This is a genomic window from Gaoshiqia sp. US2 (assembly GCF_059705485.1).
Genome location: NZ_AP048550.1, coordinates 4,867,490 through 4,888,965, shown reverse-complemented (window position 1 = coordinate 4,888,965; position 21,476 = coordinate 4,867,490). Strand labels below are relative to the sequence as shown.

The 21,476-nt window shown below is 47.0% G+C and carries 22 protein-coding genes; 9 read left to right on the top strand and 13 right to left on the bottom strand.

The window, feature by feature from the left end; all coding sequences use genetic code 11:
* Position 1: 1 nt before the first annotated feature.
* The 8 genes from AC6H3C_RS19490 to AC6H3C_RS19455 form a co-directional block, all read right to left on the bottom strand.
* Positions 2–811 (bottom strand): DUF432 domain-containing protein, encoded by an 810-nt coding sequence (locus tag AC6H3C_RS19490; RefSeq protein WP_497517189.1) that lies wholly within the window; start codon positions 809–811, stop codon positions 2–4.
* Positions 812–843: 32 nt separating this feature from the next.
* A complete protein-coding gene (locus AC6H3C_RS19485; RefSeq protein ID WP_497517188.1) occupies positions 844–1,395 on the bottom strand; it encodes a DUF4252 domain-containing protein in 552 nt (183 codons plus the stop codon).
* Between the two features lie 2 nt (positions 1,396–1,397).
* Complete coding sequence (locus tag AC6H3C_RS19480; protein ID WP_497517187.1) at positions 1,398–1,943, bottom strand: PG0215 family putative anti-sigma factor; 546 nt, start codon at positions 1,941–1,943, stop codon at positions 1,398–1,400.
* Positions 1,900–2,442, bottom strand: coding sequence for a GFO_1088 family ECF-type sigma factor (locus AC6H3C_RS19475; protein ID WP_497517186.1), 543 nt, complete (start codon positions 2,440–2,442; stop codon positions 1,900–1,902). Before AC6H3C_RS19475 ends, AC6H3C_RS19480 begins: the two co-directional genes overlap by 44 nt.
* A 145-nt stretch (positions 2,443–2,587) precedes the next feature.
* On the bottom strand, positions 2,588–3,814 hold the full coding sequence (locus tag AC6H3C_RS19470) for an ROK family protein (protein WP_497517185.1): 1,227 nt from the start codon (positions 3,812–3,814) through the stop codon (positions 2,588–2,590).
* A 149-nt stretch (positions 3,815–3,963) separates the two neighbouring features.
* On the bottom strand, positions 3,964–4,725 hold the full coding sequence (locus tag AC6H3C_RS19465) for an MlrC C-terminal domain-containing protein (protein WP_497517184.1): 762 nt from the start codon (positions 4,723–4,725) through the stop codon (positions 3,964–3,966).
* Positions 4,725–5,177: a carboxypeptidase-like regulatory domain-containing protein gene (locus tag AC6H3C_RS19460; RefSeq protein WP_497517183.1), complete on the bottom strand. Its 453-nt coding sequence runs from the start codon at positions 5,175–5,177 to the stop codon at positions 4,725–4,727. Before AC6H3C_RS19460 ends, AC6H3C_RS19465 begins: the two co-directional genes overlap by 1 nt.
* Positions 5,178–5,242: 65 nt before the next feature.
* Complete coding sequence (locus AC6H3C_RS19455; RefSeq protein WP_497517182.1) at positions 5,243–6,475, bottom strand: ROK family protein; 1,233 nt, start codon at positions 6,473–6,475, stop codon at positions 5,243–5,245.
* Between the two features lie 285 nt (positions 6,476–6,760).
* Between AC6H3C_RS19455 and AC6H3C_RS19450 the strand changes: the two genes are divergently transcribed.
* Positions 6,761–7,927: a DUF819 family protein gene (locus AC6H3C_RS19450; protein WP_497517181.1), complete on the top strand. Its 1,167-nt coding sequence runs from the start codon at positions 6,761–6,763 to the stop codon at positions 7,925–7,927.
* A 72-nt stretch (positions 7,928–7,999) separates the two neighbouring features.
* Here AC6H3C_RS19450 and AC6H3C_RS19445 read toward each other — a convergent pair whose 3' ends face one another.
* Both AC6H3C_RS19445 and AC6H3C_RS19440 read right to left on the bottom strand, forming a co-directional pair.
* The gene (locus AC6H3C_RS19445; protein ID WP_497517180.1) at positions 8,000–8,902 is read right to left on the bottom strand and encodes a TIM barrel protein; all 903 of its coding nucleotides are present in this window, start codon (positions 8,900–8,902) and stop codon (positions 8,000–8,002) included.
* Positions 8,903–8,989: 87 nt separating this feature from the next.
* A complete protein-coding gene (locus AC6H3C_RS19440) occupies positions 8,990–9,373 on the bottom strand; it encodes a VOC family protein (protein WP_497517179.1) in 384 nt (127 codons plus the stop codon).
* Positions 9,374–9,590: 217 nt separating this feature from the next.
* Between AC6H3C_RS19440 and surE the strand changes: the two genes are divergently transcribed.
* From surE to AC6H3C_RS19405, 7 genes are all read left to right on the top strand, one after another.
* Positions 9,591–10,352, top strand: a complete 762-nt coding sequence (surE, locus tag AC6H3C_RS19435; RefSeq protein WP_497517178.1) for a 5'/3'-nucleotidase SurE — start codon at positions 9,591–9,593, stop codon at positions 10,350–10,352.
* A complete protein-coding gene (locus AC6H3C_RS19430) occupies positions 10,353–10,655 on the top strand; it encodes a hypothetical protein (RefSeq protein ID WP_497517177.1) in 303 nt (100 codons plus the stop codon).
* Positions 10,656–10,866: 211 nt separating this feature from the next.
* Positions 10,867–12,024: a lipid-A-disaccharide synthase gene (gene lpxB, locus AC6H3C_RS19425; RefSeq protein ID WP_497517176.1), complete on the top strand. Its 1,158-nt coding sequence runs from the start codon at positions 10,867–10,869 to the stop codon at positions 12,022–12,024.
* A 43-nt stretch (positions 12,025–12,067) separates the two neighbouring features.
* Positions 12,068–14,476 carry a gliding motility-associated ABC transporter substrate-binding protein GldG gene (gldG, locus tag AC6H3C_RS19420; protein ID WP_497517175.1) on the top strand — a complete coding sequence of 803 codons (2,409 nt, stop codon included), beginning with the start codon at positions 12,068–12,070 and terminating at the stop codon, positions 14,474–14,476.
* 137 nt (positions 14,477–14,613) lie between these two features.
* On the top strand, positions 14,614–15,744 hold the full coding sequence (dnaN, locus tag AC6H3C_RS19415) for a DNA polymerase III subunit beta (RefSeq protein WP_497517174.1): 1,131 nt from the start codon (positions 14,614–14,616) through the stop codon (positions 15,742–15,744).
* A gap of 8 nt (positions 15,745–15,752) precedes the next feature.
* Positions 15,753–16,556, top strand: a complete 804-nt coding sequence (locus AC6H3C_RS19410) for a 3'-5' exonuclease (protein ID WP_497517173.1) — start codon at positions 15,753–15,755, stop codon at positions 16,554–16,556.
* Positions 16,557–16,627: 71 nt separating this feature from the next.
* Positions 16,628–17,242 (top strand): fumarylacetoacetate hydrolase family protein, encoded by a 615-nt coding sequence (locus AC6H3C_RS19405; RefSeq protein WP_497517172.1) that lies wholly within the window; start codon positions 16,628–16,630, stop codon positions 17,240–17,242.
* 92 nt (positions 17,243–17,334) lie between these two features.
* Here the strand turns inward: AC6H3C_RS19405 and AC6H3C_RS19400 are convergent, their stop codons facing one another.
* The 3 genes from AC6H3C_RS19400 to AC6H3C_RS19390 all read right to left on the bottom strand — a co-directional run bounded on the left by AC6H3C_RS19400 (position 17,335) and on the right by AC6H3C_RS19390 (position 19,817).
* Complete coding sequence (locus AC6H3C_RS19400; RefSeq protein ID WP_497517171.1) at positions 17,335–18,180, bottom strand: tetratricopeptide repeat protein; 846 nt, start codon at positions 18,178–18,180, stop codon at positions 17,335–17,337.
* Between the two features lie 212 nt (positions 18,181–18,392).
* Positions 18,393–19,100 (bottom strand): head GIN domain-containing protein, encoded by a 708-nt coding sequence (locus AC6H3C_RS19395; protein WP_497517170.1) that lies wholly within the window; start codon positions 19,098–19,100, stop codon positions 18,393–18,395.
* A 126-nt stretch (positions 19,101–19,226) separates the two neighbouring features.
* Positions 19,227–19,817 (bottom strand): hypothetical protein, encoded by a 591-nt coding sequence (locus AC6H3C_RS19390; RefSeq protein ID WP_497517169.1) that lies wholly within the window; start codon positions 19,815–19,817, stop codon positions 19,227–19,229.
* Between the two features lie 108 nt (positions 19,818–19,925).
* On the opposite strand from AC6H3C_RS19390, the gene AC6H3C_RS19385 reads away from it, so the two are divergent.
* Complete coding sequence (locus AC6H3C_RS19385; protein WP_497517168.1) at positions 19,926–21,086, top strand: iron-containing alcohol dehydrogenase; 1,161 nt, start codon at positions 19,926–19,928, stop codon at positions 21,084–21,086.
* Positions 21,087–21,476 lie beyond the last annotated feature (390 nt).

The window sequence follows — 21,476 nt, the reverse complement described above, 5'->3', positions numbered from 1 at the left end:
ACTAAAACTGTGTGAAGTTCTTAAAAAAATGGAAGCTTTGTCCAAGAATATTTTTACTGGTAACCATACGCGCTTTACTAATCAGCAAAGGCGATTCGCCATGCAGGGCCTTCTCGGTCGAAAACTGCAAACTGCTGATCATGTCCTGTCCTTTAAATTCGATGGTGACCAGGTCGGTAACCAGTTGATTGCTTTTTTGATAGATATTCAGATTTTCGACATGAATAATCAGCCGTTGTAAATCGAGCGCCTGGTTCGAATTATTTTGAATGTGTACCGGGCAAACCGCGTCATAGTATTCTTTTTGAAGCTGGTCGCCCTGTAAGGCGAAGCGCGAACCGATCGAGAAAGCTGGTTCGCCGCCATCGGGTTCTCCAAACCAGGTATCAGACAAGCGGCAGGTGGAAAACTCGCACATCAGGTTTTCACTCTTCGGCTGACTAAAATAGAACTGGACATTGACCGGTACGGCCAGAAAAATCCGGATCGATTGCATCGGACTCACAATCATCGGCTTATTATTCCTGAAAACAACAGGTTTTTTCGGAAGGGCCGGTTGCACAAACAAAACCTCCGAACGTCCCGTTTGGTAGATTTGGGCATCAGAAAGCGCTTCTCCCTGTTCCGAAATGCCGGCCGAAAAAGCATCGTGTGCCGTCTCTTTCCGGTTTTCTTTAATCATCCACCCGCCCGGGAAACGTTTCACCTGAATTTCGGTGAAACCACCCTTAAAACTGAAAAAGCGGCCGGGCTTACCCTCGTATTTTCCCCAAATCAATTTTGTTTTTTGCATGGTATGATTTTGTTTCATCCACACAAATTTAAATTAATTTTCGTCAATCATTATTTACTTTTGGGCATGACATCCATATTCAATGCCCCGGTAATCTTCCCGATGTTATTTGGGTCAATCAGCCCGCGAATGCTGATCAGGGCATTGCTGTCGCCGCCAACAACCAGCAGCAACTCCGAGAATTTTCCGCTGCCCGCGCTTCGTCCGTAAAACCGAACGACCTCGCTTTTATCCGTCACTTCCATGAGCACTTCGTAATCGTGGTTTTTAAAGAAACCATCGGCTTCCAGTTCCTTGTAAAAATCAAGCGATTTGTTCAGCGCTTCGTTATCAACCGACAGGATGCGGATGCCTTTCAGACCCGACAGAAAATCGGATTCGGGCGATGCGCTGTCTATTTTACTGGCAAAACCCAGCAAGGCCCCGCTGATGTTGACCGTGGTTAAGCCATCTTTATTGGCATATTTCTCGAAAAGTTTGTCAACCGGGCTTTTCTGTCCCATGCTCATCATCGGGATAAGCAGCGCCAGCAGGATTACGGCGTATTTTATACCAGTCTGTTTACGCGCGGGTTGGTTGAGGGTTAAAGATGATTTTTTCATGGCTATTCATTTTTTAGTTTTTCATTTAATCGTTTTAAGGTTTCAACCTGTTCAAAACCTTTATCAAGCGTTGACAAGCTTTTGTCCAGGGGTTTTACAGCCTCGTGCAGCTTTCCCACCGGTTGCAGGTGGTTCATACCTTTTTGGTATTTGCCGGCTACGTACTGAATGACCTGGCTGGCTTCGGCATAGGCTTGTTCGGGATCGGCATAGGTGTCTTTCCAGTTCCGGCGATCGTTATTGTAATTCACCACCAGTAAAGCCATCAGCAGGATGGCTGCAATGCCACTCACGGTTTGCCACAACCGCCGGTATTTTGTTTTTTCCTGATGTTCGTTTTCCAGAATAAAATCCATTAGCTCGTCTTCCAACGATGCGGCTTCTGCGCCCGCCAGTTCGTCAAGCCCCGTAAACAGTCCGCGGTAGGGGAGCAGTTCTTTCTCCACTTCGCCGGAGCAAAAGTAGTCGCGCAGGATTTTTTCGTCCTTTACACTGCTTTCGCCGTCAAAATATTTCTGCAGCTTGTTTTTGATGATTTCCGGTTCCATATTCCTGTTCTTTTATCAATTCATCCCTAACCTTTTTTCTCGCTCTCGACAAGGTCACCCGAATCGCGTTCACATTCAGCTTGGTCAATCTGGCAATTTCTTCATATTCGTATTGCTCAATATCGCGCAGGTGCATCACCGTACACTGGATATCGGGCAACTGGCTGATTAATTTCCTGATCAGCCTGGCCGTTTCCGAAAGTTCAATTTCCGTTTGCAGGTTTTGCTGTTCGTCTGTTTGTCTTTTCAGTTTTTCATCGTCTACCGGAATCGAACGTTTCGACCGAAACAAGTCCAGACAGCGGTTTCGGACCATACGCATGGCAAACGCTTCGATGTTCTCTACATTATTCAGCGTATCTCTTTTTTGCCAAAGCTTCAAAAATACATCCTGGGTGATGTCCCTTGCTTCATCTTCGTCATTCAGAAGTTGAGTGGCAAAGCGCAGGAGTTTGTTGCCAAGTGGCAAAATAGTCGTTTTAAATTCGCTGGCTAACATCCGCTTGTCTGTCTTTCAGGTTCAATTTCAAAGTTAAGACGAACGGGGAGGAGTTTCATTACAAGGGGACGCGTTTTTTCTGAAAAACAACGGTTTGTTTTTCTGTTATGCCTGGCATGACGATGATTGTCAGTGCGGAAGCGAGTTACAAGTGTACCGATTTGTCGTGAAAAATATTTTGAAAGACCATAACGGCCACCCCTTTCAGTCCGATGGTGTCGCCGGCATCGGAGATTTTCACTTTCACATTCATACAAATGTTTTCGAGGCAATACTGGTTTAAGGTTTGCTGAATAGGGATTAAAATATATTGACCGGCTTCGGTCAAGGGGCCGTTCAGCACAATTAATTCGGGATTATACAACTGGATGAGGATGGAGAGCCCCCAGGCCAGCTTTTTGCTGATTCGGTTCAGCAGTGAAATACACAATTCGTCGCCCTGTTTGGCAAATTGAATGATGTCGGCAGGTTCAATATCCTGCGGATTGGATGCAAACTGACTGGTCAGTCGCGATATGGTTCCTTTGTCGACCTCCTCGCGGGCCATATTGAGTAACTTCCGTGCTCCGGCAATGGTTTGAAGGCAACCGCGTTTGCCGCAATCGCAAAGATCGCCGTCTTCAACAACCCGGATGTGGCTCAGTTCGCCGGCGCTACCGTTTGATCCGCGATAAATGTGGCCATTCAGGATCAATCCCAGGCCAAGCCCCCAGTTCCAGTTTAAAACAATGGTATTTTGGGTATTTTTTGCTTTCCCGAAAACCAATTCGCCCAAGGCCTGTGCCCGGGCATCGTTTCCCAGGTAGGTTTTTATTTTAAAGCGTTTGGTCAGCCGGGATACGATATTACGCGAGGCCTCGTCTTTGATCGTCCGGTTGATTCCGTTCTCCGAATCAATCAAGCCGGGCATACTTAAGCCTATCGCGGTAATTTTATCGGCTTGAAGAGCAGCCTCCGTTAATAATGTTTCGAAAACAGCTGCCAACTTATCTTCCAGCTGCGGGTCATCAATGTGGGTATCAAATTCGTGTATGGAACAAATGGCCTGGTTATGGGAGTTAAAGAGGGTCGCTTTAGCCCGGTAATGTCCAAACTCGGCCGCCAGGATAAAAAAAGCATCTTCGCGGAGGTTGTATAAAGCGGGCTTACGTCCGCCCTGCGAATCGCCAATGCCGGAGGCAAAAACGAGCTTTCGTTCAATCAGCTCATCAAGTATGGCTCTGACAGTTGGTAAACTCACGTTGTTTTTTTTGCTCAAAATGGTAGCCGACTGGGCTCCTTTTGTATACAAAAGCCTCATGATCTGTGCGCGGAGCCGGTGTCGTTTAAGCTCGCTGATGGCCATGTTGATGGGATCTTTCCGGGTATGCAAGGTTGTTTAATATTTGTTTAATTGGTGATGCAATTAAGAAAAAAAATTCAAAAGATGGTCGATTTAAGTCTTAATAAACCTTAAATAGAGCCGGTATAATCTAACATTTTGCCAATGTGCCATCTGTTTTTCTGAATTGAAGTCATCAATTAATCCAGCTCGTCGGATGAAGGGACAAGCCTGGCCTCCAGATCGGGATCCTTCATGTCTTTGTCTAAAGGGAACATCGGACGCCTGATCCGCTTGTAGCTTAAGCGCTTCAGGTACTGATCGACCCCGCCGGGCGTAAGCGCCAGCAGCCAGTCGGCCTGCATGTCGTAAAGTTCGGGCTCCAGGTAGCCGATTTTTACCACGACGATACCCGCTTCCCGCGGATTCAGCCCAAGCCGGGTAAAGTCGGCTTCCTTGTGGTAGGGTTTTCGTTTTTTTGTGACGATCACATCAACGCTTCCGACCCGTACGACCACTTCGGTTTCGGCATTTTTATCGCCGTGTACGATGGATTGCACGGTTCCCGAGATCTTCAGCGGGGGAGCATAACGCGCATCCACCATGCCCCCGACGTACCCCTCAACGCGTTTCCCCACACCGGCTGCTACGGCTTTTTCAATCAGGCCGGGTCCGGGTATGGAGGCATAAATCAGCGAGGGACCTTTTGCTAATTTAAATTCGGGGCGTTCCAGCAGTTGCGTCAAGGTCCAGCTGACATCGCCTGCGCCGCCGGCAGTCGGATTATCGCCCGAATCGCTGATAAAGAACGGATGTTTGTCGCTTGCCAGGGCTTTGTCAAGGCACTCGTGCAGGTTTCCGGTGGGGGCAACAAATGAAAATTCGTCGCGGACCTCCCAAAAATGCCGGACGAGTTTTTCAGCCGTACTGCTTACTTTTTCCCGATCATCTCCGGTAACCATTACCACGGCATGGTTGCGCGGTTAGGCGTACCTTTTTGAACCAGTTTTTCAGCCTGGATAGTTGACTGGGCAAAACCAATTGCTCTTTCCGACTTTGTGATACCCAGTGCAGTGACTACCACCTCTTCCAAGCCTGTTGTTTCAGGTTGAAGCACAACATTGTAGGTAGTTGTGTTCTGAGCAGTGTACTCATGTGCTTGCATCCCAATGAATGAGAATACAATTACTGCCCCTTTTTGTGCGGAAATAGTATATTTCCCGTCAATGTTGGTAACAGTACCGCGGGTAGTTCCTTTCTGAATGACGGATACTCCAGGTAACGGACTGCCGTCTTCAGAGCTGGTTACGGTTCCTGAAAGATTGACCTCCTGGGCCATCAGGATGCCAACTCCCATAAAAAGTGCGACAAGAGTTGTCAGCCACCTTTTAGACAAGTTTAATTTTCGATTCATAAGCATAATTTTTAAAAAGTAGTGAAACAGAATGAATGATAAACATTATTTATTAATACTGCCGGTTACATGTCGGCAGATTTGTCTCGGAATATTTTTTGAAAAACCATGACTGCTACGCCCTTAAGGCCGGAACTTTCACCCATTTCGGAGATTTCAATTCGTACTTTTTCCGAAATATTTTCCAGGCAGTATTGATTCAATGCCTGACGGATTGGGATTAAAATATATTGATTGCCCTTGGTCAGCGGGCCGTTTAATACAATTAATTCGGGGTTGTACAACTGAATGAGAATGGATAGTCCCCAGGCCAGTTTCGTGGCGATTTTCCCGAGCAGCGAGATGGATAGTTCGTCGCCTTTTTTGGCGCTGTTTACAATGTCAATCGGCAACATATCCTGCGGATGGTGAGCAAATGTGCTTGTTAAGTGCGACAGGGTCCCTTTTGATACTTCTTCCCGGGCCAGATCGAGGAGGCTTTGTGCCGAGGCAATGGTCTGAAGGCATCCCCGTTTGCCGCATTCACATAATGCCCCGTTTTCAATCATCCGGATATGACTGAGTTCGCCGGCACAGCCGTTTGATCCGCGATAAATTTCCCCGTTTAAAATAATGCCCAGTCCAAGTCCCCAATTCCAGTTTAGCACGGCGGTGTTACTGGTATTTTTTGCCTTCCCGAATACAAATTCGCCGAGCGCCTGCATGCGCGCATCGTTCTCAATGTAGGTCCTGATGTTAAAGTATCTGGTCAGCCGTTCCCCTATATTTCGGGCTTGCTGGTCTTTTATGGTCTGGTTAATTCCTTTCTCCGAATCAATTAAGCCAGGCATCGATACGCCAATAGCGGTGATTTTTTCTTTGGTCAGCCGCGATTCAGCCAGTAACTTCACAAGGGTTTCGTCCATTCGTTCCTCAAGTTGAGGATCATCGATGTTTGTGGTGAATTCAAGTATCGAACTGATCTCTTTGTTCAGGCTGTTGTAAAGAACCGCCTTGGCTTTGTAATGTCCCAGTTCAACGGCGAGTATGCAGTATGCATCTTCGGATAAGCTGTAAATGGTCGGTTTTCGTCCACCAATCGAATCACCGGTGCCTGATTCGCGAACGATGTTCTCAATCATCAGATCGTCAAGTATGGAACGGACAGTAGGCAGGCTGACGTGCGTTTTTTTGCTTAAGGCAGATGCTGATTGCATGCTTTTTTTGTAGAGCAAACTCATAATCTGCATGCGAAGCCGGTAACGTTTTAGCTCACTGATGGCCATTTTGTCCATATTTTCCTTTTTGAGCAACAACATCTGCTTATTTGTTTAATTAGGTCATACAATAATATATAAAAATACATAAAAAAGCTAAACTATTTAAAAAAATTTTAAAAGTATTTTTTGAAAGAAATGAATTTCCGAAAACAGAATGCGTTTTGACAGTTTTTAAATGAAGATTTTTGAGTGTGCTAAGCGCAGGCTGATCATCATTAGTGGGTTTGTCTGAAAAATGATCGGCGCTTTTGCAAAAACCGGCATATTCAGTTAAATTGCCCGGAAAATAAATAGCAGATTTGTCGATTTGCAACCAAGTAAGATATGACCTCAATGATATCATCCGAAAATCATCTTGCCCTTTTTGCTGTGTTATTGGGGGCATCCGCGTTGGGAATCTGGGCTGAACACCGAAAATGGTTAGGCAAGGTATCGGGAATTGTCGTTACCATGCTTTTCATGTCGGTATTGTCAATGTCCGGTTTTGTGCCCGTAGCCTCCGGGACCGATGTCCGGGTTCCTGTTTACGACCTGGTTTACGACTGGTTTATTCCCTTAGCTGTTCCGATGTTGCTGCTGGGGTCCAACCTGGGACGGATTATCAGTGAAGGGGGGAAGTTGCTGGTGGCCTACGTCATTGGCGCTGCCGGCGTTGTTTTAGGCTGTTTGCTGGCCTATGCCCTGATTGATCTTGGCGCGGATTCGGGTAGTGCAGCCGGCGTGATCGCTGCTACCCTGATTGGCGGAAGCATGAACTTTGTTGCAACCGGCGAGATTCTGAATTTCAGCACACATCCCCTTTTTACTGCAACCATTGCTGTTGATAATTTTGCGGCTAATCTGTTTGTTTTATTGCTGATCGCGGTTCCTTCAGTTCCTTTTTTACAACGTTTTTTTGCCCGCACAAAACCGGAAAATCAGGAAACAGCGACGAAGCCGGAGTCTGTTGATATGCCAATTACCATGGAACGGATTGCTTTATCTGTTTTTTTGGCAGCAGTAATTGCCGGAACGGGAATGTTTATCGATGGGCTGTTGCAGCATTTGTTCGCGGCAAAAATGAACATGAGCATCCTGGTGATCACGCTTTTGTCGGTTTTAGTGGCCAATTTGTTCCCGAAGCGTTTGAAGTTTCTTGAAGATACAGCCTTTGCCGTTGGCTTGTGGATGATGTATATTTTTCTGGCAACGATCGGCGCGGCTACTAATTTGCAGGATATTCTTCATGTTGGGCCTGCAGTACTTGGGTTTTACCTGCTGGTGCTGCTGATCCATTTCGGTGTGTTACTGGCAACGGCAAAGTTGTTTCGCCTGGATGTTTATGAGGTGATTGTATCCTCGGCTGCCAACATCATGGGGCCGTCTGTTGCAGCTCCCATGGCTGCCTCATTGGGCCAGAAAAAGCTGATTACGCCCGGTATTCTGGTCGGTATACTTGGCTATGTAATCGGCACCTTTGTTGGGGTGACCATCGCTCTTTTACTCAGTTGACCGAATAAAAAAGTTTGTCCAAAAATCAGGTGGTCCCCAATTTCCGGACAAACTTCAGCTATTCACGTTGTTTTACCACTGGTCGGCCCGAGCTACCCGTTGAGCGGCGGTCTGTTCATCTTCCAGCGGCCAGCATTCCAACCCTACAAAGCCGGTATACCCGAGTTTTTTAAGTTCCTGGAATACGCGGGGGTAATAAATTTCACCGGTGCCAGGCTCTTTCCGTCCCGGATGATCGGCCACCTGGATGTATCCCACCTGGTCGAAACCTTCGTTGAGGCGCCCGCAAAGGTCGCCTTCGGTAATGTGCATGTGATACAGGTCCCAGTTGATTTTCACCATGGGCGAATCTACTTCGCGGCAAATCATTACAGCCGGAGCGCTGCCGTACAACGAATGTCCTTTATGGTCGACCCGGATATTCATGGGTTCGAGTATGAGCATCAGCCCGGCTTCTTCCACCAGGGGTTTTACGCGTTTCAGCGCGGTGGTGATGTGAGCATGCATTTCTTCCTGCGTCATCCCTTCCTGATCGTCGCCGCCAACAACGGTTGCCATATTGCAGTTCAGTTTTTTCGCGACCTGGATGGCTTCTTTTATTTTTTCTTCAAACTGATCGTGATTCACCGGATTGTTCATGCCGGGTTTAAATCCCCAGGCGGTAAACTGGCAGACGGTTATTCCCAGCTCCCGGCATTTTTCGGCCATCGCATCCAGGTCTTTGTCCTCATAGCCCCAGAATTCGATACCGCTGTATCCCAGTTCCGCCGCTTTTTCGATCCGCTCGGTAACCGGCAGATCTTTCCACCAGATTTCGATATTGACTGCAAACCGGGTATTGGGTGTTTGTCCGGGTTTCGGGTTGGGTTGTTGTGGCGCAGCGCAGCTGTTTAAATGAGATAAGGCGAAACTGCCCGCAGCTGCAACAAGCGTTCCGGTTTTCAAAAACGACCGGCGGGAAGAAGTTGGTTTCATGTATTTGAGTTTAGTGTTTGACGGCGCACAATTTAGTTATTCTGCCGCTAAAAAGAAAGAAGCCGGGACTCCCGGCTCTGTTTCTTTCTATTTTTTTGAATACAGACAAACATGATTGCCCTCCGTATCTTCAAAAACGGCATAATAGCCGATTTCTCCCGTGATCAGGGTTTTGGGTTGAATCACTCTTCCTCCGGCAATATCAACGCGGGCCAGTACTTCTTTTAAGTCGTCTCCGGCGTTCAGGTATATTTTTGAACCTAAACTGCTGGGCGTATATCCTTCGCCCTGAACAATAGCGCCCCCAACGCCTTTCAGGTTAGGATCCATCGGCAAAAAACCCATGCGGAATTTTCCGTATGACTGATCCTGCATCTCATAATTCAGCAATTTTGAATAGAACTCTTTTGCCCGATCAAAATTTAGCACCGGAATTTCGGCCCAGACGATGGCATCTTTTTGCTTTTTCATGGCAGGTGTTTTTAGATTTTTATTTAAATGACTATCTCTGCTTGTTTGTGATTTATGTTATACGATACGAAAACAGGCGCTCCAGGTTGCCATATCCGGTAAGCCAGTCGGGCAAATGTATTTGTTTTTGGAAATTTGACCCTCGAATTCTGGCTGAAAGAAAATGATGTTCTGCCCGATTGGATTATATTTGTCATTCGATTCAAACAAATAAAAAATGGAAGACCGCCCGCTTATTCTTGTTACCAACGACGATGGAATTCATGCAAAAGGATTGAAAGAACTAACCGATGTGATGCGACTTTTTGGCGATGTGGTGGTTATTGCACCCGAGGTGTCCATGTCGGGCATGTCGAGTGCCATAACGGTTGACAAGCCGCTTCGGGCGACAAAAATGGAGGAGGAAGACGGATATACCCTTTTCAAATGCAACGGCACCCCGGTTGATTGTGTAAAAATGGGCTTTAACCATTTGTTGGACCGCCATCCCGATTTTGTTGTCTCCGGCATTAATCACGGCACAAATTCGGCGATCAGCGTATTGTATTCGGGCACGATGGGCGCCGCCATCGAAGGCTGTTTGCATGGGGTGGCCTCCATTGGGTTCTCGCTCTGCGATTTTGATGCCGATGCCGATTTTACACGTGCGAAAATGTGGGTGGCCCGTATCTTTCAGTCGGTTGCCGAAAATGGCCTGCCTCACTTTACCTGTCTGAATGTCAATATTCCGAAGGGTGAAGTCAGAGGGGTCGAAATTTGTCGCCAAACGGCCGGTAAATGGGTCGAAGAGCTTGAAAAACGAACCGATCCTCACCAGAGAAACTATTATTGGCTGAGCGGTTATTTTAAAAACTTTGAACCGGATCAGCCGGGAACCGACATGCACGCGCTGGAAAACCAGTTTGTGTCAATTGTTCCGGTAAATGTAGATATGACCTGTCACGAGACGTCACAACAAATGAAAAACTGGAGGTTCTGAATGGAAACAAAAATTAAACGTAACGTAAACAAAATTCGTTTTGGCTTTATTCCCGGCATGGTGTTACCGCTGATCATTTTTATGCTGATGTTTTTTGTCAACGGGAGCGAAGTTTCGTTTACGGAGTATCTTTCCGGTTTATGGAAGCTGGATATGCTCATTAAAATGCTGTCGCTGTGTGTGACTCCAAATTTGCTGGTGTTTCTTTATTTTTTCAGAAGAAAATGGGATATGGCGGCACGCGGGGTTTTAATGGCCACTTTTGTTTATGCATTTGCAGTTTTAATTTCAAAGGCATTTTAGCAACAAAATCGTCAAATTACATTCCGCAAGATCCAGTATGTAAGAACGACTACTAATACAACTAAAATAGCCCTGCTTCCGAAAAAGAAATAACATTATAAGAATCAGGCTAAAATTATTTGAACACCCGCCAGTTTGAAATTCCAATTTTCATCAGACTGCCAATATACGCCCGACGCCTTCATGGCAAATTCATTTTAAACACTTACATTTGAATTCTTACACCTTATTGTACAGGATGAGATACTATTTTATAGCAGGCGAGGCTTCCGGCGATTTGCATGCCTCCAACCTGATCCGTGAACTGATGAGACAGGACCCGGGGGCCCGGATCCGCGGATTTGGCGGTGAGCTGATGGAACAGGCCGGGATGCAGCTGACCAAACATTACCGCGAGATGGCCTTCATGGGCTTTATTCCGGTGTTGCTCAACCTGCGTACCATCAAAAAGAACTTTGAGCTTTGCGAACGCGATTTGCTCGACTTTAAACCGGACATGCTGGTGCTGGTCGATTACCCGGGCTTTAACCTTCGTATGGCCGAGTTTGCCAAAAAACAGAATATCCGGGTATATTATTATATCTCGCCGAAAATATGGGCATGGAAAGAGCGGCGCATTAAAAAGATCACAGCGTTTGTCGATGAAATGTTTACCATTCTTCCTTTTGAAACCGGTTTTTACCGACGTTTTAGTTACCCGGTAAATTATGTGGGTAACCCGGTGACCGACGCCATCGCTTCGAAACTTACCGGGAAAACCTTTGCGGAATTTTGCACGGAGAATAACCTTTCGGATAAACCGGTGATTGCCCTGCTTCCCGGAAGCCGCCTGCAGGAAATTCGTTCCCTTTTGCCCCGTATGTTACAAGCGGCATCAGGCTTTAAAACACACCAGCTGATTGTAACGGCAGCGCCAAATATTGACGACCGGGTTTATGCCCGACTGATGAACGGTTACGAGGCCATCCTGCTGCATGATAAAACCTACGATACGCTCCAACAGGCCGATGCGGCTGTATTGGCTTCCGGTACGGTGTCGCTGGAGGCAGGGGTGATTGCTTGCCCCCAGGTGGTTTGTTACCGGATGGCCGGCGGCGCTGTTTTCTTCAAAATCGGGCAGAAGGTGTTGAAAATAAAATGGGTGTCGCTGGTGAACCTGATCTTACAACGCGATGCGGTGAAAGAATTGTTGCAACATCATTGTTCGGCAGAAAACATCCGGGATGAACTGGAACGAATCATCTGTAATCCGGTACACCGCGACCGGATGATGCGGGATTACGACGAGCTTCATCAGTTATTGGGAGGGCCGGGGGCATCGGCCAGGGCTGCCGGCCTGATCATCGAAAAACTCCGGCAATCAAAATAATCTTTTCCTATCTTCGTTGGAGCATATAATAATAAACTGAGGCATGTATAGCTTATTTCGTAAAGAGATTACCAGCTTTTTCGGATCACTGACCGGTTACCTGGTTGCTTTTGTTTTTCTTGTCGCCAATGGTTTGTTCCTCTGGGTTTTCCCGGGAGAGTTTAACTTACTTGAAAACGGCTATGCTACCCTTGACAGTTATTTTTCACTGGCCCCCTGGATTTTTCTTTTTCTTGTACCGGCGCTGACTATGCGTTTGTTTGCCGAAGAAAAACGTCTCGGAACACTCGAAGTGTTGATTACCCGTCCGTTATCGTTGTTTCAACTGGTGTGGGCCAAGTACCTGGCGGGTTTGTTCCTGGTGGTTGTTTGTCTGCTTCCCACGCTCATTTACTTTTATTCCGTTTATTCGTTGGGAAACCCGGCAGGAAACTGGGACAGTGGCGCTGCCTGGGGGTCGTTTATCGGTCTGTTCTTCCTGGCGGCCTTATATGTTGGCATGGGTATGTTGGCATCGGCACTCACCGACAACCAGATTTTTGCCTTTATCGCGGCTTTGTTCCTTTCATTCTTCTTTTATACCGGCTTCGATTTTATTGCCTCCATGAATATCCCGTTGTCGCTTAGCTCTTTTTTTACAGGAATTGGTATGAACGAGCATTATTTATCAGTGAGCAGGGGAGTGGTCGATTCGCGCGATGTGGTTTATTTTATTACACTTACCTTTATCTTTTTGATGCTCACCAGCCTTTTCCTCCAGCAAAAACAGAAAAAACGAAATGTACAGTTACGGAAATTTCTGATCTTGCTGGTGGCTGTTTTGCTTATATCGGTTCTGTCGTCCCGTGTTTTTTTCAGGGTCGACCTGACCACCGAGAAGCGATATAGTTTGTCGCCTGTTTCGAAAGAACTGATTCAAAAACTGGAGGCGCCGGTGAAGGTAGATCTGTTTTTAGCAGGAGAACTGCCTCCTGGCTTCCGGAAATTACAACAAGCCATCAACGAAAAGGTGCAGGATATCAATGCCTGGTCGGCTTACCGGGTGCGTTGCGAAATCCATGATCCCTACGAAATAACCAATGCCGACGACCGGAACAAGCTGTTTGAATACCTGGTTGAATCGGGTTTGCAGCCAACCGACTTGCGCCTGAACCGCGACGAAGGTACGGTTACCCGCCTGATCTTCCCCGGGGCGACAATCCGCTATAAAAATGTAGAAATAGGCGTTAACCTGCTTAAAAATAATCCGGCCCTTCCGGCCGAAGAAAATCTGAATAACTCGGTTGAAACCCTTGAATTTGAGTTGATGCGGGCACTTCAGTTGTTAATGGGGCAAAAGCGGCAGGAAGTGGCTTTTCTTACCGGGCAGGGAGAGTTGAATGAAGCGGCGACCTACGATATTCGCCGGACCCTGGCGGAGAGCTACCGGATCACCGATCGGTTTGCCCATGAATTGATTTTGGGTGACACCATCCCCGGAGCGCTGATTATTGCCGATCCTTCGGAGCCGTTTTCGGAGACTGCCAAGTTTTATGTCGACCAGTACCTGATGCGGGGCGGACGGATCCTTTGGCTTTTCGATCCGGTGCAGGTTAGCCTCGACAGCCTGAGCCGCGGAGAAACAACGCTGGCTTTCCCCCGCGACCTGAAGCTGATGGACCAGCTTTTTAAATATGGGGTACGGGTCAATCCCGACCTGGTGCAGGATGTGGAATGCCTGATGATTCCCGTGGATACTTCACCGGCGGGTAGTCCGCCTAAGTTTACACCCGCTCCCTGGTACTATTCTCCCTTGCTAACCCCGGCCTCATCGCATGTGATCAGCCGGAACCTGAACCGGCTGAAATCGGAATTTGTCAGTTCCATCGACACGGTTGGGAAAAGTTCCGGCGTGAAAAAGACCGTAATTCTCCATACATCAAATTATGCCCGGATCGTGAGGACTCCGGAAGAAATCAGTTTGCAGAGTATCAACAACCCGCCTGCACGCGATTTGTTTCACCGGCAACAGGTGCCTGTTGGTATGCTGCTCGAAGGGGTATTTCCTTCTGTTTTTCAAAACCGGATGACAAAAGAATTTGATCCGGATATCAATGCACTGGCGGAGTCGAAACCGGCGAAGATGATTGTGCTGGCCGACGGCAGCCTGATTGCAAACCAGGTATCTCGACGCGACGGGCAAATTCAAACCAGGCCGCTGGGTTACGACAATTACTCGCAACAAACCTTCGGAAACAAAGAATTCCTGGTGAACGCGGTCAATTACCTGTGCGACGATGCCGGGATCATGTCGCTTCGTTCGCGCGTGTTTAAAATCCGCTTGCTGGATAAAGTAAAAGTGCGCGAAGAAAAGCTTTTCTGGCAGTTGCTGAATGTGATTTTGCCATTGGCGCTGATATCCGTTTTTGGATTGATCTTTAACTTCATCCGGCGACGAAAGTACCGCGGTTAATTTCTTTGTATAAAATCTCAAAAGAAAACATCGCTAAACAAAACCAAAGTTTGTATATTCGTATCATTCTGAATACCGACCTAAACGGTCTTTCAGGATGGATAAAACACATACATGAATACTAAAAGAGAATATCAATGAAATTTGTTGTTTCCAGTACCGAATTGCTCAGTCATCTGAATGCAATCAGTAAGGTGATTAGTTCGAAAAATACATTACCCATCCTGGATAATTATTTATTTCAGCTGGAAGATAACCGGCTAACGGTTACCGCTTCTGATTTAGAGTCAACGCTGATTACCAGCCTGACGCTGGATAACACCGAAGGCCAGGGGGATATTGCTGTTCCGGCAAAGTTGTTGAATGACACACTGAAAGAGTTTCCGGAGCAACCGCTGACGTTTAAAATCGATGCGGATACCTATGGCATTGATATTTATTCTGAAAACGGTAAGTTTAGCATCGTTGGGCAAAATGGCGATGATTTCCCTCAACTGCCTGTTTTGCGTGAGGAATTGGCTTCAACCATCCAGATGAATCATGATGTACTGCAAAGCGGTATTTCACGCACCTTGTTTGCTACGGCCGATGATGAACTTCGTCCGGTCATGAATGGCATATTGGTCGAGCTGGGACAAAATGACCTGACCTTTGTGGCCTCTGATGCCCATAAGCTGGTTCGTTACCGGCGCGGCGATGCCAAAGCGGAAGTTGAGTCATCCTTTATCCTGCCTAAAAAACCGGCTGCCTTGCTGAAAAACCTCCTGTCCCGGGAAGAATTTGATGTAAAGTTGCAGTTCGACGAAAAAAATGCCTTCTTCACCCTGAGCAATTATAAAGTGATTTGCCGTTTGGTGGAAGGGAATTACCCCAGTTACAACTCGGTAATCCCGACCAATAACCCCAATAAACTGTTGGTAGACCGCCTTGAGTTTTACAATACGATTAAACGGGTGTCGGTATTTGCCAACCAGGCAAGCAACCTGATTAAATTTCATATTGATGATAACCAGCTTGTTGTTTCAGCCCAGGATGTCGATTTCTCCATTTCTGCGGTTGAAAGGCTGAAGTGTCAGTATGAGGGGGATGAAATTGAAATTGGGTTCAAATCAACATTCCTGCTCGAGATTTTGCAAAATCTGTCATCGTCCGAAGTGCGTGTCGAGCTGTCTGATCCGACCCGCGCCGGCTTATTGTTGCCGGCCGAGAAAAGCTTCGACGAAGAAGATGTGCTGATGTTGCTGATGCCGATGATGATCAATGCTTAATAAAACAGATGAAACTGAATTTAAAAAACCCACTGATCTTTTTGGATCTTGAAACCACGGGGATTAATGTGGTCACCGACCGGATTGTTGAAATTGCCTTGTTGAAAATACAGATCGACGGATCGGAAGAAAGCCGGGAGTTCCGGATTAACCCGGAGATGCCGATTCCTGCTTCTGCCAGCAAGATTCACGGGATTTACGATGACGATGTGAAAGATGCGCCTACCTTTAAGGAGGTGGCCAAATCGTTGGCCCGGTTTATGGAAGGCTGCGACCTGGCCGGCTTCAACTCAAACCGTTTTGATATTCCTTTACTGGCCGAAGAGTTTCTGCGTGTCGATGTCGACATCGATTTTAAAAAACGGAAGTTTATTGATGTGCAGGCCATTTTTCATAAGATGGAAAAGCGGACCCTGGCGGCCGCTTACAAATTCTATTGCCAATGGGAACTGGAAGGCGCCCACGGCGCCATGGCCGACACCAAAGCAACTTACGATGTCCTGAAAGCCCAGCTTGATCTTTACCGGGAAGCTGAATTCGAGGATAACAACGGCAAGGTCAGTAAGCCGATTCAGAATGACATTGTGGCCCTGAGCGAGTTTTCGTCGTACGACCGGAATGTCGACTTTGTCGGCCGTATTGTATACAACGACAAGGGTGTTGAAGTGTTTAACTTTGGAAAGAACAAAGGAATACCTGTAGAACAGGTCTTGCGCGAACAACCCGGCTATTTTGGCTGGATGATGACCAGTGAGTTTCCGCTTTACACCAAAAAGGTCCTCACGGCCATTAAGCTGCGAATGAAGGAATAAAGAAGTCCGGGTAGCCGGTCGCGAGCAGAAAGTCAAAAACACTCACTACTCGCTACTTATAACTCAATTGTATGAAGATTATTTGTATTGGACGCAATTACAGTGAACATGTCCGGGAACTGCAAAATGAGATCCCTTCGGAACCGGTTATTTTCATGAAGCCCGACTCGGCTTTGCTGCGCAACAACGATCCGTTTTATATTCCTGATTTCAGCCGGGATGTGCACTACGAGTGTGAATTGATTGTGCGGATCAACCGCCTGGGAAAAAATATCGAGCCCCGTTTTGCCGATCGTTACTACGACGAGATTGGCCTGGGAATCGATTTTACTGCCCGCGATTTGCAGAATCAGCTCAAAGATAAAGGACTGCCCTGGGAAAAGGCCAAAGCCTTCGACCGTTCGGCGGCGATCAGTAACGAATTTGTTGCAAAAACCGATTTGCCCGATTTAAACTCCATCAAATTCAGTTTGAAAAAAAACGGAGAACTGGTTCAGACCGGCGATTCGGCCTACATGCTTTTCCCGATTGACGAGTTGATCAGTCAGGTGTCGAAATACTTTACCCTGAAGATCGGCGATCTGATTTACACCGGAACACCGGCAGGAGTTGGCCCCGTCGTCGTTGGCGACCGCCTCGAAGGTTTCCTGGAAGACAAAAAAATGTTCGACTTCGAAGTAAAATAAGGCAGAAACGGTTCCGCTTGTCGGTCGCGCATAAAACAAATAAGGGCGTCTTTTCAGAAAAGACACCCTTGTTTGTTGGTACGGAGTCCCTGTTAAAGCACCGCTTTGCAGGCTTCAATCAGTTTGTTGGCGTTCGCATTTGATGTATCCAATGCTTTTGCTTTTTCCAGTACTCCCAAAGCGGCTTTAAACTCGACTTTCGATTTTTCAACGGCAGCCGTGTATTCATCATCATTGGTGGTAATAGTTCCCGCATTTACTTTTGCGTTGGCCGCGTTCAGAATGGCAACACCGTCTTTGTAAAGGGCATTTCCTTCTGACACGTAGACATTAGCCAGGGCCGATGTGATTTTTTTGTTTCCCGGGAATTTTGTCGCGCCTTCTTCCAATGCCTGTTTGTACTCTTCGTCCTTATCCAGTTTTTTCAACGAAGCTGCTTTGTAAAAGATGGCATTCTCGCCATTGTAACCGGCGGCATAGGCTTGGCCGAAAAGCTCGGCAGCCTGCTCAAACAGTTCACCTTTGTAAGCCACAATTCCCGAGTTGTAGTTCAGGCTGCCTGCTTCGCCTCCTGCGTCAATGGCGGCTTTGTACGCCGCAATTGCTTCGGCTGTTTTGTCGAGCTTGGCATAAGCATTTCCTTTGTATTCGTGTGCGCTGGCTACATTGGCTCCGGCCGCAATGGCCTTGTCGAAATACTTAATGGCGGCATCAAATTTGTCGGCTTGTAACGCTGCAAACCCGATATTAAAGTTAATCGCATCGTCAACTTGCACATCACCCAAATTTTTCATCGCATTCTCATACAATTCAAAGGCTTTTGCATAATCTTTCTCTTTCAATGCCTCGTTGGCATTATTAATCAATTCTGCTGCATCCTGCGCGAACCCTAAATATGCTCCCGATAAGAATACAATTACAAATAAAATACGCTTCATAATAGTTCTTTTTTATTCAGTTTTATTAAACGATTTGATAAAATTTTATCAGATTTCAAGGTTGATCTTCAAAAATAGTAATAATGATTTAAAATCCTAAAAATAAATAAGTGGATTACCCGTTGATTTTGCTTTCAAAACAGAAAGAGAGAGGCTGCATACCAACCTCTCTCTAACGAATAAACTAACTAAACTAAATTAAAACGAACCAATTAATCTTTTGTAATCTTTCCAATTCCTTCTATATTTTTATCGACTTTCGGATCATCCTTGTATTTGATTTTTCCCATTCCTTCGATCGATGCCTTTAACGAATCTGTCGCATGGACGGAGGCTAAGGTCATCCCTTCAACCTTCACGTTTACATATTCGGCATGCAGTTCGTCGGTATTGACAAAACCGGCGCCGGAAATATGGACTTCCATTGTTTTGACTACGCCTTTCAGCTTAAGACAGACAGCTCCTTCGCCGGTAACGGCGAGCTGATCGGCTTTTACCTCCATTTTCAGTACGGCCCCGCCTTCAGTATGAACCCGGAAATCGGCCAAATCAAGATAACCTATGGTTTCCAGCCGTAAGCCTCCGATTGAACGGATTTCTTCGAGCCGGGTAAAACTGACGTAGAGGGTAACCCGGTTCATGTCGAACCCATCGCGGCTTATTTTTAATTCTCCCGAATGGCTGTCTTCCGATACGGTGATGTTCTCAAGTGTCTCATCGTAAGTTTTAATGCGTAAGCCGGTTTTGTCCGATTGTTCCAGAATAACCCGAAAGCTGCCTTCGAGCCTGAGTTTATAAAAATCTCCGGTTTCAAATATTTTAACAGTTTGTTCTTCCCGGTTTTTAGCGCCGGTGTAACAGGCGGTAAAAAAAACGGTAACCGTTAACAGGACTAAACTCAAACGAATTTTTCGCATCATGGTTAAAACTTCTTTTCTTTTCAGACACCGAAGCAAAGCTACGCCGGCCGGATTTCAATTCAAGCGGATATTCGACCAATGACCGGTTTTGACAGGTAAACGGCTTACAGGCCGATTTTTCGGCTCTTATTCTTTTAAACCACGCAACAAAACCCTCAGGTAAAGGATCACATAGGTGATTAACAGAAAGGCCAACAGGCGGATGATCAGGTCGGCGATGGACGGTTGACTGAAGGAACCGTTGTTGGAATAAAGCGTAAAAGCGACGCCGGCATAAAACAGGAAAAGCAGGAAATAGGTGAGGGCGGAATTTTTTGTCGTACTGACCAGGTAAACCGCGCTTCCCCAAACCAGGGCAAAGGCGCCGGACAGGATGACCTTATTGAAGTTTCCTTCGGCAAAACTCAAGATGGCATACATGGCCGGGAAGATGGTGACCAGCGCCAGAATCCGGATCAGGCTTGATCTCAGGTTCCGGTTTTGTTCGGGGGTGTTTAAAACCGGGAAAAACTTTGTTCCGGATATTTCTGCCGGACGAAATTCAGATCCTGTCAGATCGAACCGGCTGTTAATCAGGCCCCGTTCCAGGGCCAGTTCGGTAGCTGCTTCAATGGCCGCTTCCTGGTAGTCTTTCGGATGTTTCAGGATTTCGAGTAACTGATCGTTGGTATAGTTCTCAAAACGGCCGCGTAAACTTTCTTTATCGGGAAATTCCATGTCCTTTGTCTTTCAGGCAAAATTAAACCTTTAAACTTATTAACACAGCGGTTGGCTTTCATTTTGTAATTTTGCATGAGTACTTACATTTGACCGAAAAAAAACCATATGTACAATTTCACATTTCAGAATCCTGTAAAAATTTTGTTCGGAAAAGGACAAATTGGCGAAATCGGGCGCGAACTGCCTGCCAATGCTAAAATCATGCTGACATACGGCGGCGGGAGCATCTTTAAAAACGGCGTTTACGAGCAGGTAAAGGCTGCAACAAAAGGCTTTGATCTGATTGAATTCGGGGGCATTGAGCCGAACCCGAAGTTTGAAACCCTGATGAAAGCCGTGGCTGTTTGCAAAGAAGAAAAAGTAGATTATCTGCTGTCGGTCGGGGGCGGATCGGTGCTGGACGGAACCAAATTTATCGCGGCTGCCGTGTTGTTCGATGGCGACGACCCCTGGGATATCCTGGCGAAAAGCAGTAGTTGCCCCGTAACCAAAGCGCTGCCCATTGGTGCGGTGCTTACTTTACCCGCCACCGGATCGGAGATGAACGGAAACGCGGTGGTATCGAAAATCGAAACGCAGGAGAAGCTGAGTTTCGGCTCGGCTGCCGTGATGCCGCAGTTCTCGGCGCTCGATCCGGAGGTGATCTTCTCGCTGCCTGCCAAACAGGTGGCCAACGGCGTGGTCGACGCCTTCATTCACGTGATGGAACAGTACCTGACCTTCCCCGTGAATTCGCCGATCCAGGACCGCTTTTCCGAAAGCATCCTGATCACCTTAATCGAAGAAGGCCCGAAAGTATTGGCCGACCGGAATGATTACGAAGCGGCAGCCAACTTCATGTGGAGTGCCACGATGGCCCTGAACGGGCTGATTGCCGTTGGTGTTCCGCAGGATTGGGCCACGCATATGATTGGTCACGAACTGACGGCCTATCACGGCATCGACCATGCCCAAACCCTGGCCATCGTATTTCCCGGGATACTGCATATCCGCCGGAAAGAAAAAGAAGCAAAAATTCTTCAGTACGGCGCGCGGGTCTGGGGAATTACTGCAGGAACCGTCGACGAACGCATCGACCGGACCATTCAGAAAACAGTGGAGTTTTTTGAATCGGTGGGCATTCAAACACGGCTTCCCGAATACGGGGTTTCGGCCGAAACCATCGAAAAGATCTCGGCCCGTTTTGCCAGGCGCGGCTTCAGGATCGGGGAGAAGGGCGATATTGGTCCTGCCGAAATTAAACTGATTTTAGAAAACCGTTTGTAAAAGCCAACCGGGACTCCCGGCGGCTGTCTGAAAAGTACTGACAGATCAACCCGGCGTTGATGCTTACTTTTCAGGCAGCCTCTTCTCTGTTATCGTGGTTTTGGTGGCTGCAACTTCTTTCATCCAGCTCGGTTGAGTGACGCCGTTCTCAAACACTTCAATGAAGGAGGCGTTAGACCGGTTGCTGTCCTGGTAGTGTTCCAACGCAATCGCGAAATCAATCTCTCCCGTCCGGGTTGAGGTGAAAACCCGCGAGCTGTCCGAATCATTCCAGTCGGAATATATTTTCGGAGACGCGTACGCGGGTCCTTTTCTTTCTGTAGCCTAAACTACAAAATTTTATGTAATGATTCTTAACCGGCTGATTATTTTTGCTTTGACCTGATCTGC

Excerpts from the sequence above, each read along its gene's own strand:
- AC6H3C_RS19490 (WP_497517189.1), bottom strand. The coding sequence starts at position 811 with ATGAAACAAAATCATACCATGCAAAAAACAAAATTGATTTGGGGAAAA.
- AC6H3C_RS19485 (WP_497517188.1), bottom strand. The coding sequence starts at position 1,395 with ATGAAAAAATCATCTTTAACCCTCAACCAACCCGCGCGTAAACAGACT.
- AC6H3C_RS19480 (WP_497517187.1), bottom strand. The coding sequence starts at position 1,943 with ATGGAACCGGAAATCATCAAAAACAAGCTGCAGAAATATTTTGACGGC.
- AC6H3C_RS19475 (WP_497517186.1), bottom strand. The coding sequence starts at position 2,442 with ATGTTAGCCAGCGAATTTAAAACGACTATTTTGCCACTTGGCAACAAA.
- AC6H3C_RS19465 (WP_497517184.1), bottom strand. The coding sequence starts at position 4,725 with ATGGTTACCGGAGATGATCGGGAAAAAGTAAGCAGTACGGCTGAAAAA.
- AC6H3C_RS19460 (WP_497517183.1), bottom strand. The coding sequence starts at position 5,177 with ATGAATCGAAAATTAAACTTGTCTAAAAGGTGGCTGACAACTCTTGTC.
- AC6H3C_RS19455 (WP_497517182.1), bottom strand. The coding sequence starts at position 6,475 with ATGTTGTTGCTCAAAAAGGAAAATATGGACAAAATGGCCATCAGTGAG.
- AC6H3C_RS19450 (WP_497517181.1), top strand. The coding sequence starts at position 6,761 with ATGACCTCAATGATATCATCCGAAAATCATCTTGCCCTTTTTGCTGTG.
- AC6H3C_RS19445 (WP_497517180.1), bottom strand. The coding sequence starts at position 8,902 with ATGAAACCAACTTCTTCCCGCCGGTCGTTTTTGAAAACCGGAACGCTT.
- AC6H3C_RS19440 (WP_497517179.1), bottom strand. The coding sequence starts at position 9,373 with ATGAAAAAGCAAAAAGATGCCATCGTCTGGGCCGAAATTCCGGTGCTA.
- surE (WP_497517178.1), top strand. The coding sequence starts at position 9,591 with ATGGAAGACCGCCCGCTTATTCTTGTTACCAACGACGATGGAATTCAT.
- AC6H3C_RS19430 (WP_497517177.1), top strand. The coding sequence starts at position 10,353 with ATGGAAACAAAAATTAAACGTAACGTAAACAAAATTCGTTTTGGCTTT.
- gldG (WP_497517175.1), top strand. The coding sequence starts at position 12,068 with ATGTATAGCTTATTTCGTAAAGAGATTACCAGCTTTTTCGGATCACTG.
- dnaN (WP_497517174.1), top strand. The coding sequence starts at position 14,614 with ATGAAATTTGTTGTTTCCAGTACCGAATTGCTCAGTCATCTGAATGCA.
- AC6H3C_RS19410 (WP_497517173.1), top strand. The coding sequence starts at position 15,753 with ATGAAACTGAATTTAAAAAACCCACTGATCTTTTTGGATCTTGAAACC.
- AC6H3C_RS19405 (WP_497517172.1), top strand. The coding sequence starts at position 16,628 with ATGAAGATTATTTGTATTGGACGCAATTACAGTGAACATGTCCGGGAA.
- AC6H3C_RS19400 (WP_497517171.1), bottom strand. The coding sequence starts at position 18,180 with ATGAAGCGTATTTTATTTGTAATTGTATTCTTATCGGGAGCATATTTA.
- AC6H3C_RS19395 (WP_497517170.1), bottom strand. The coding sequence starts at position 19,100 with ATGATGCGAAAAATTCGTTTGAGTTTAGTCCTGTTAACGGTTACCGTT.
- AC6H3C_RS19390 (WP_497517169.1), bottom strand. The coding sequence starts at position 19,817 with ATGGAATTTCCCGATAAAGAAAGTTTACGCGGCCGTTTTGAGAACTAT.
- AC6H3C_RS19385 (WP_497517168.1), top strand. The coding sequence starts at position 19,926 with ATGTACAATTTCACATTTCAGAATCCTGTAAAAATTTTGTTCGGAAAA.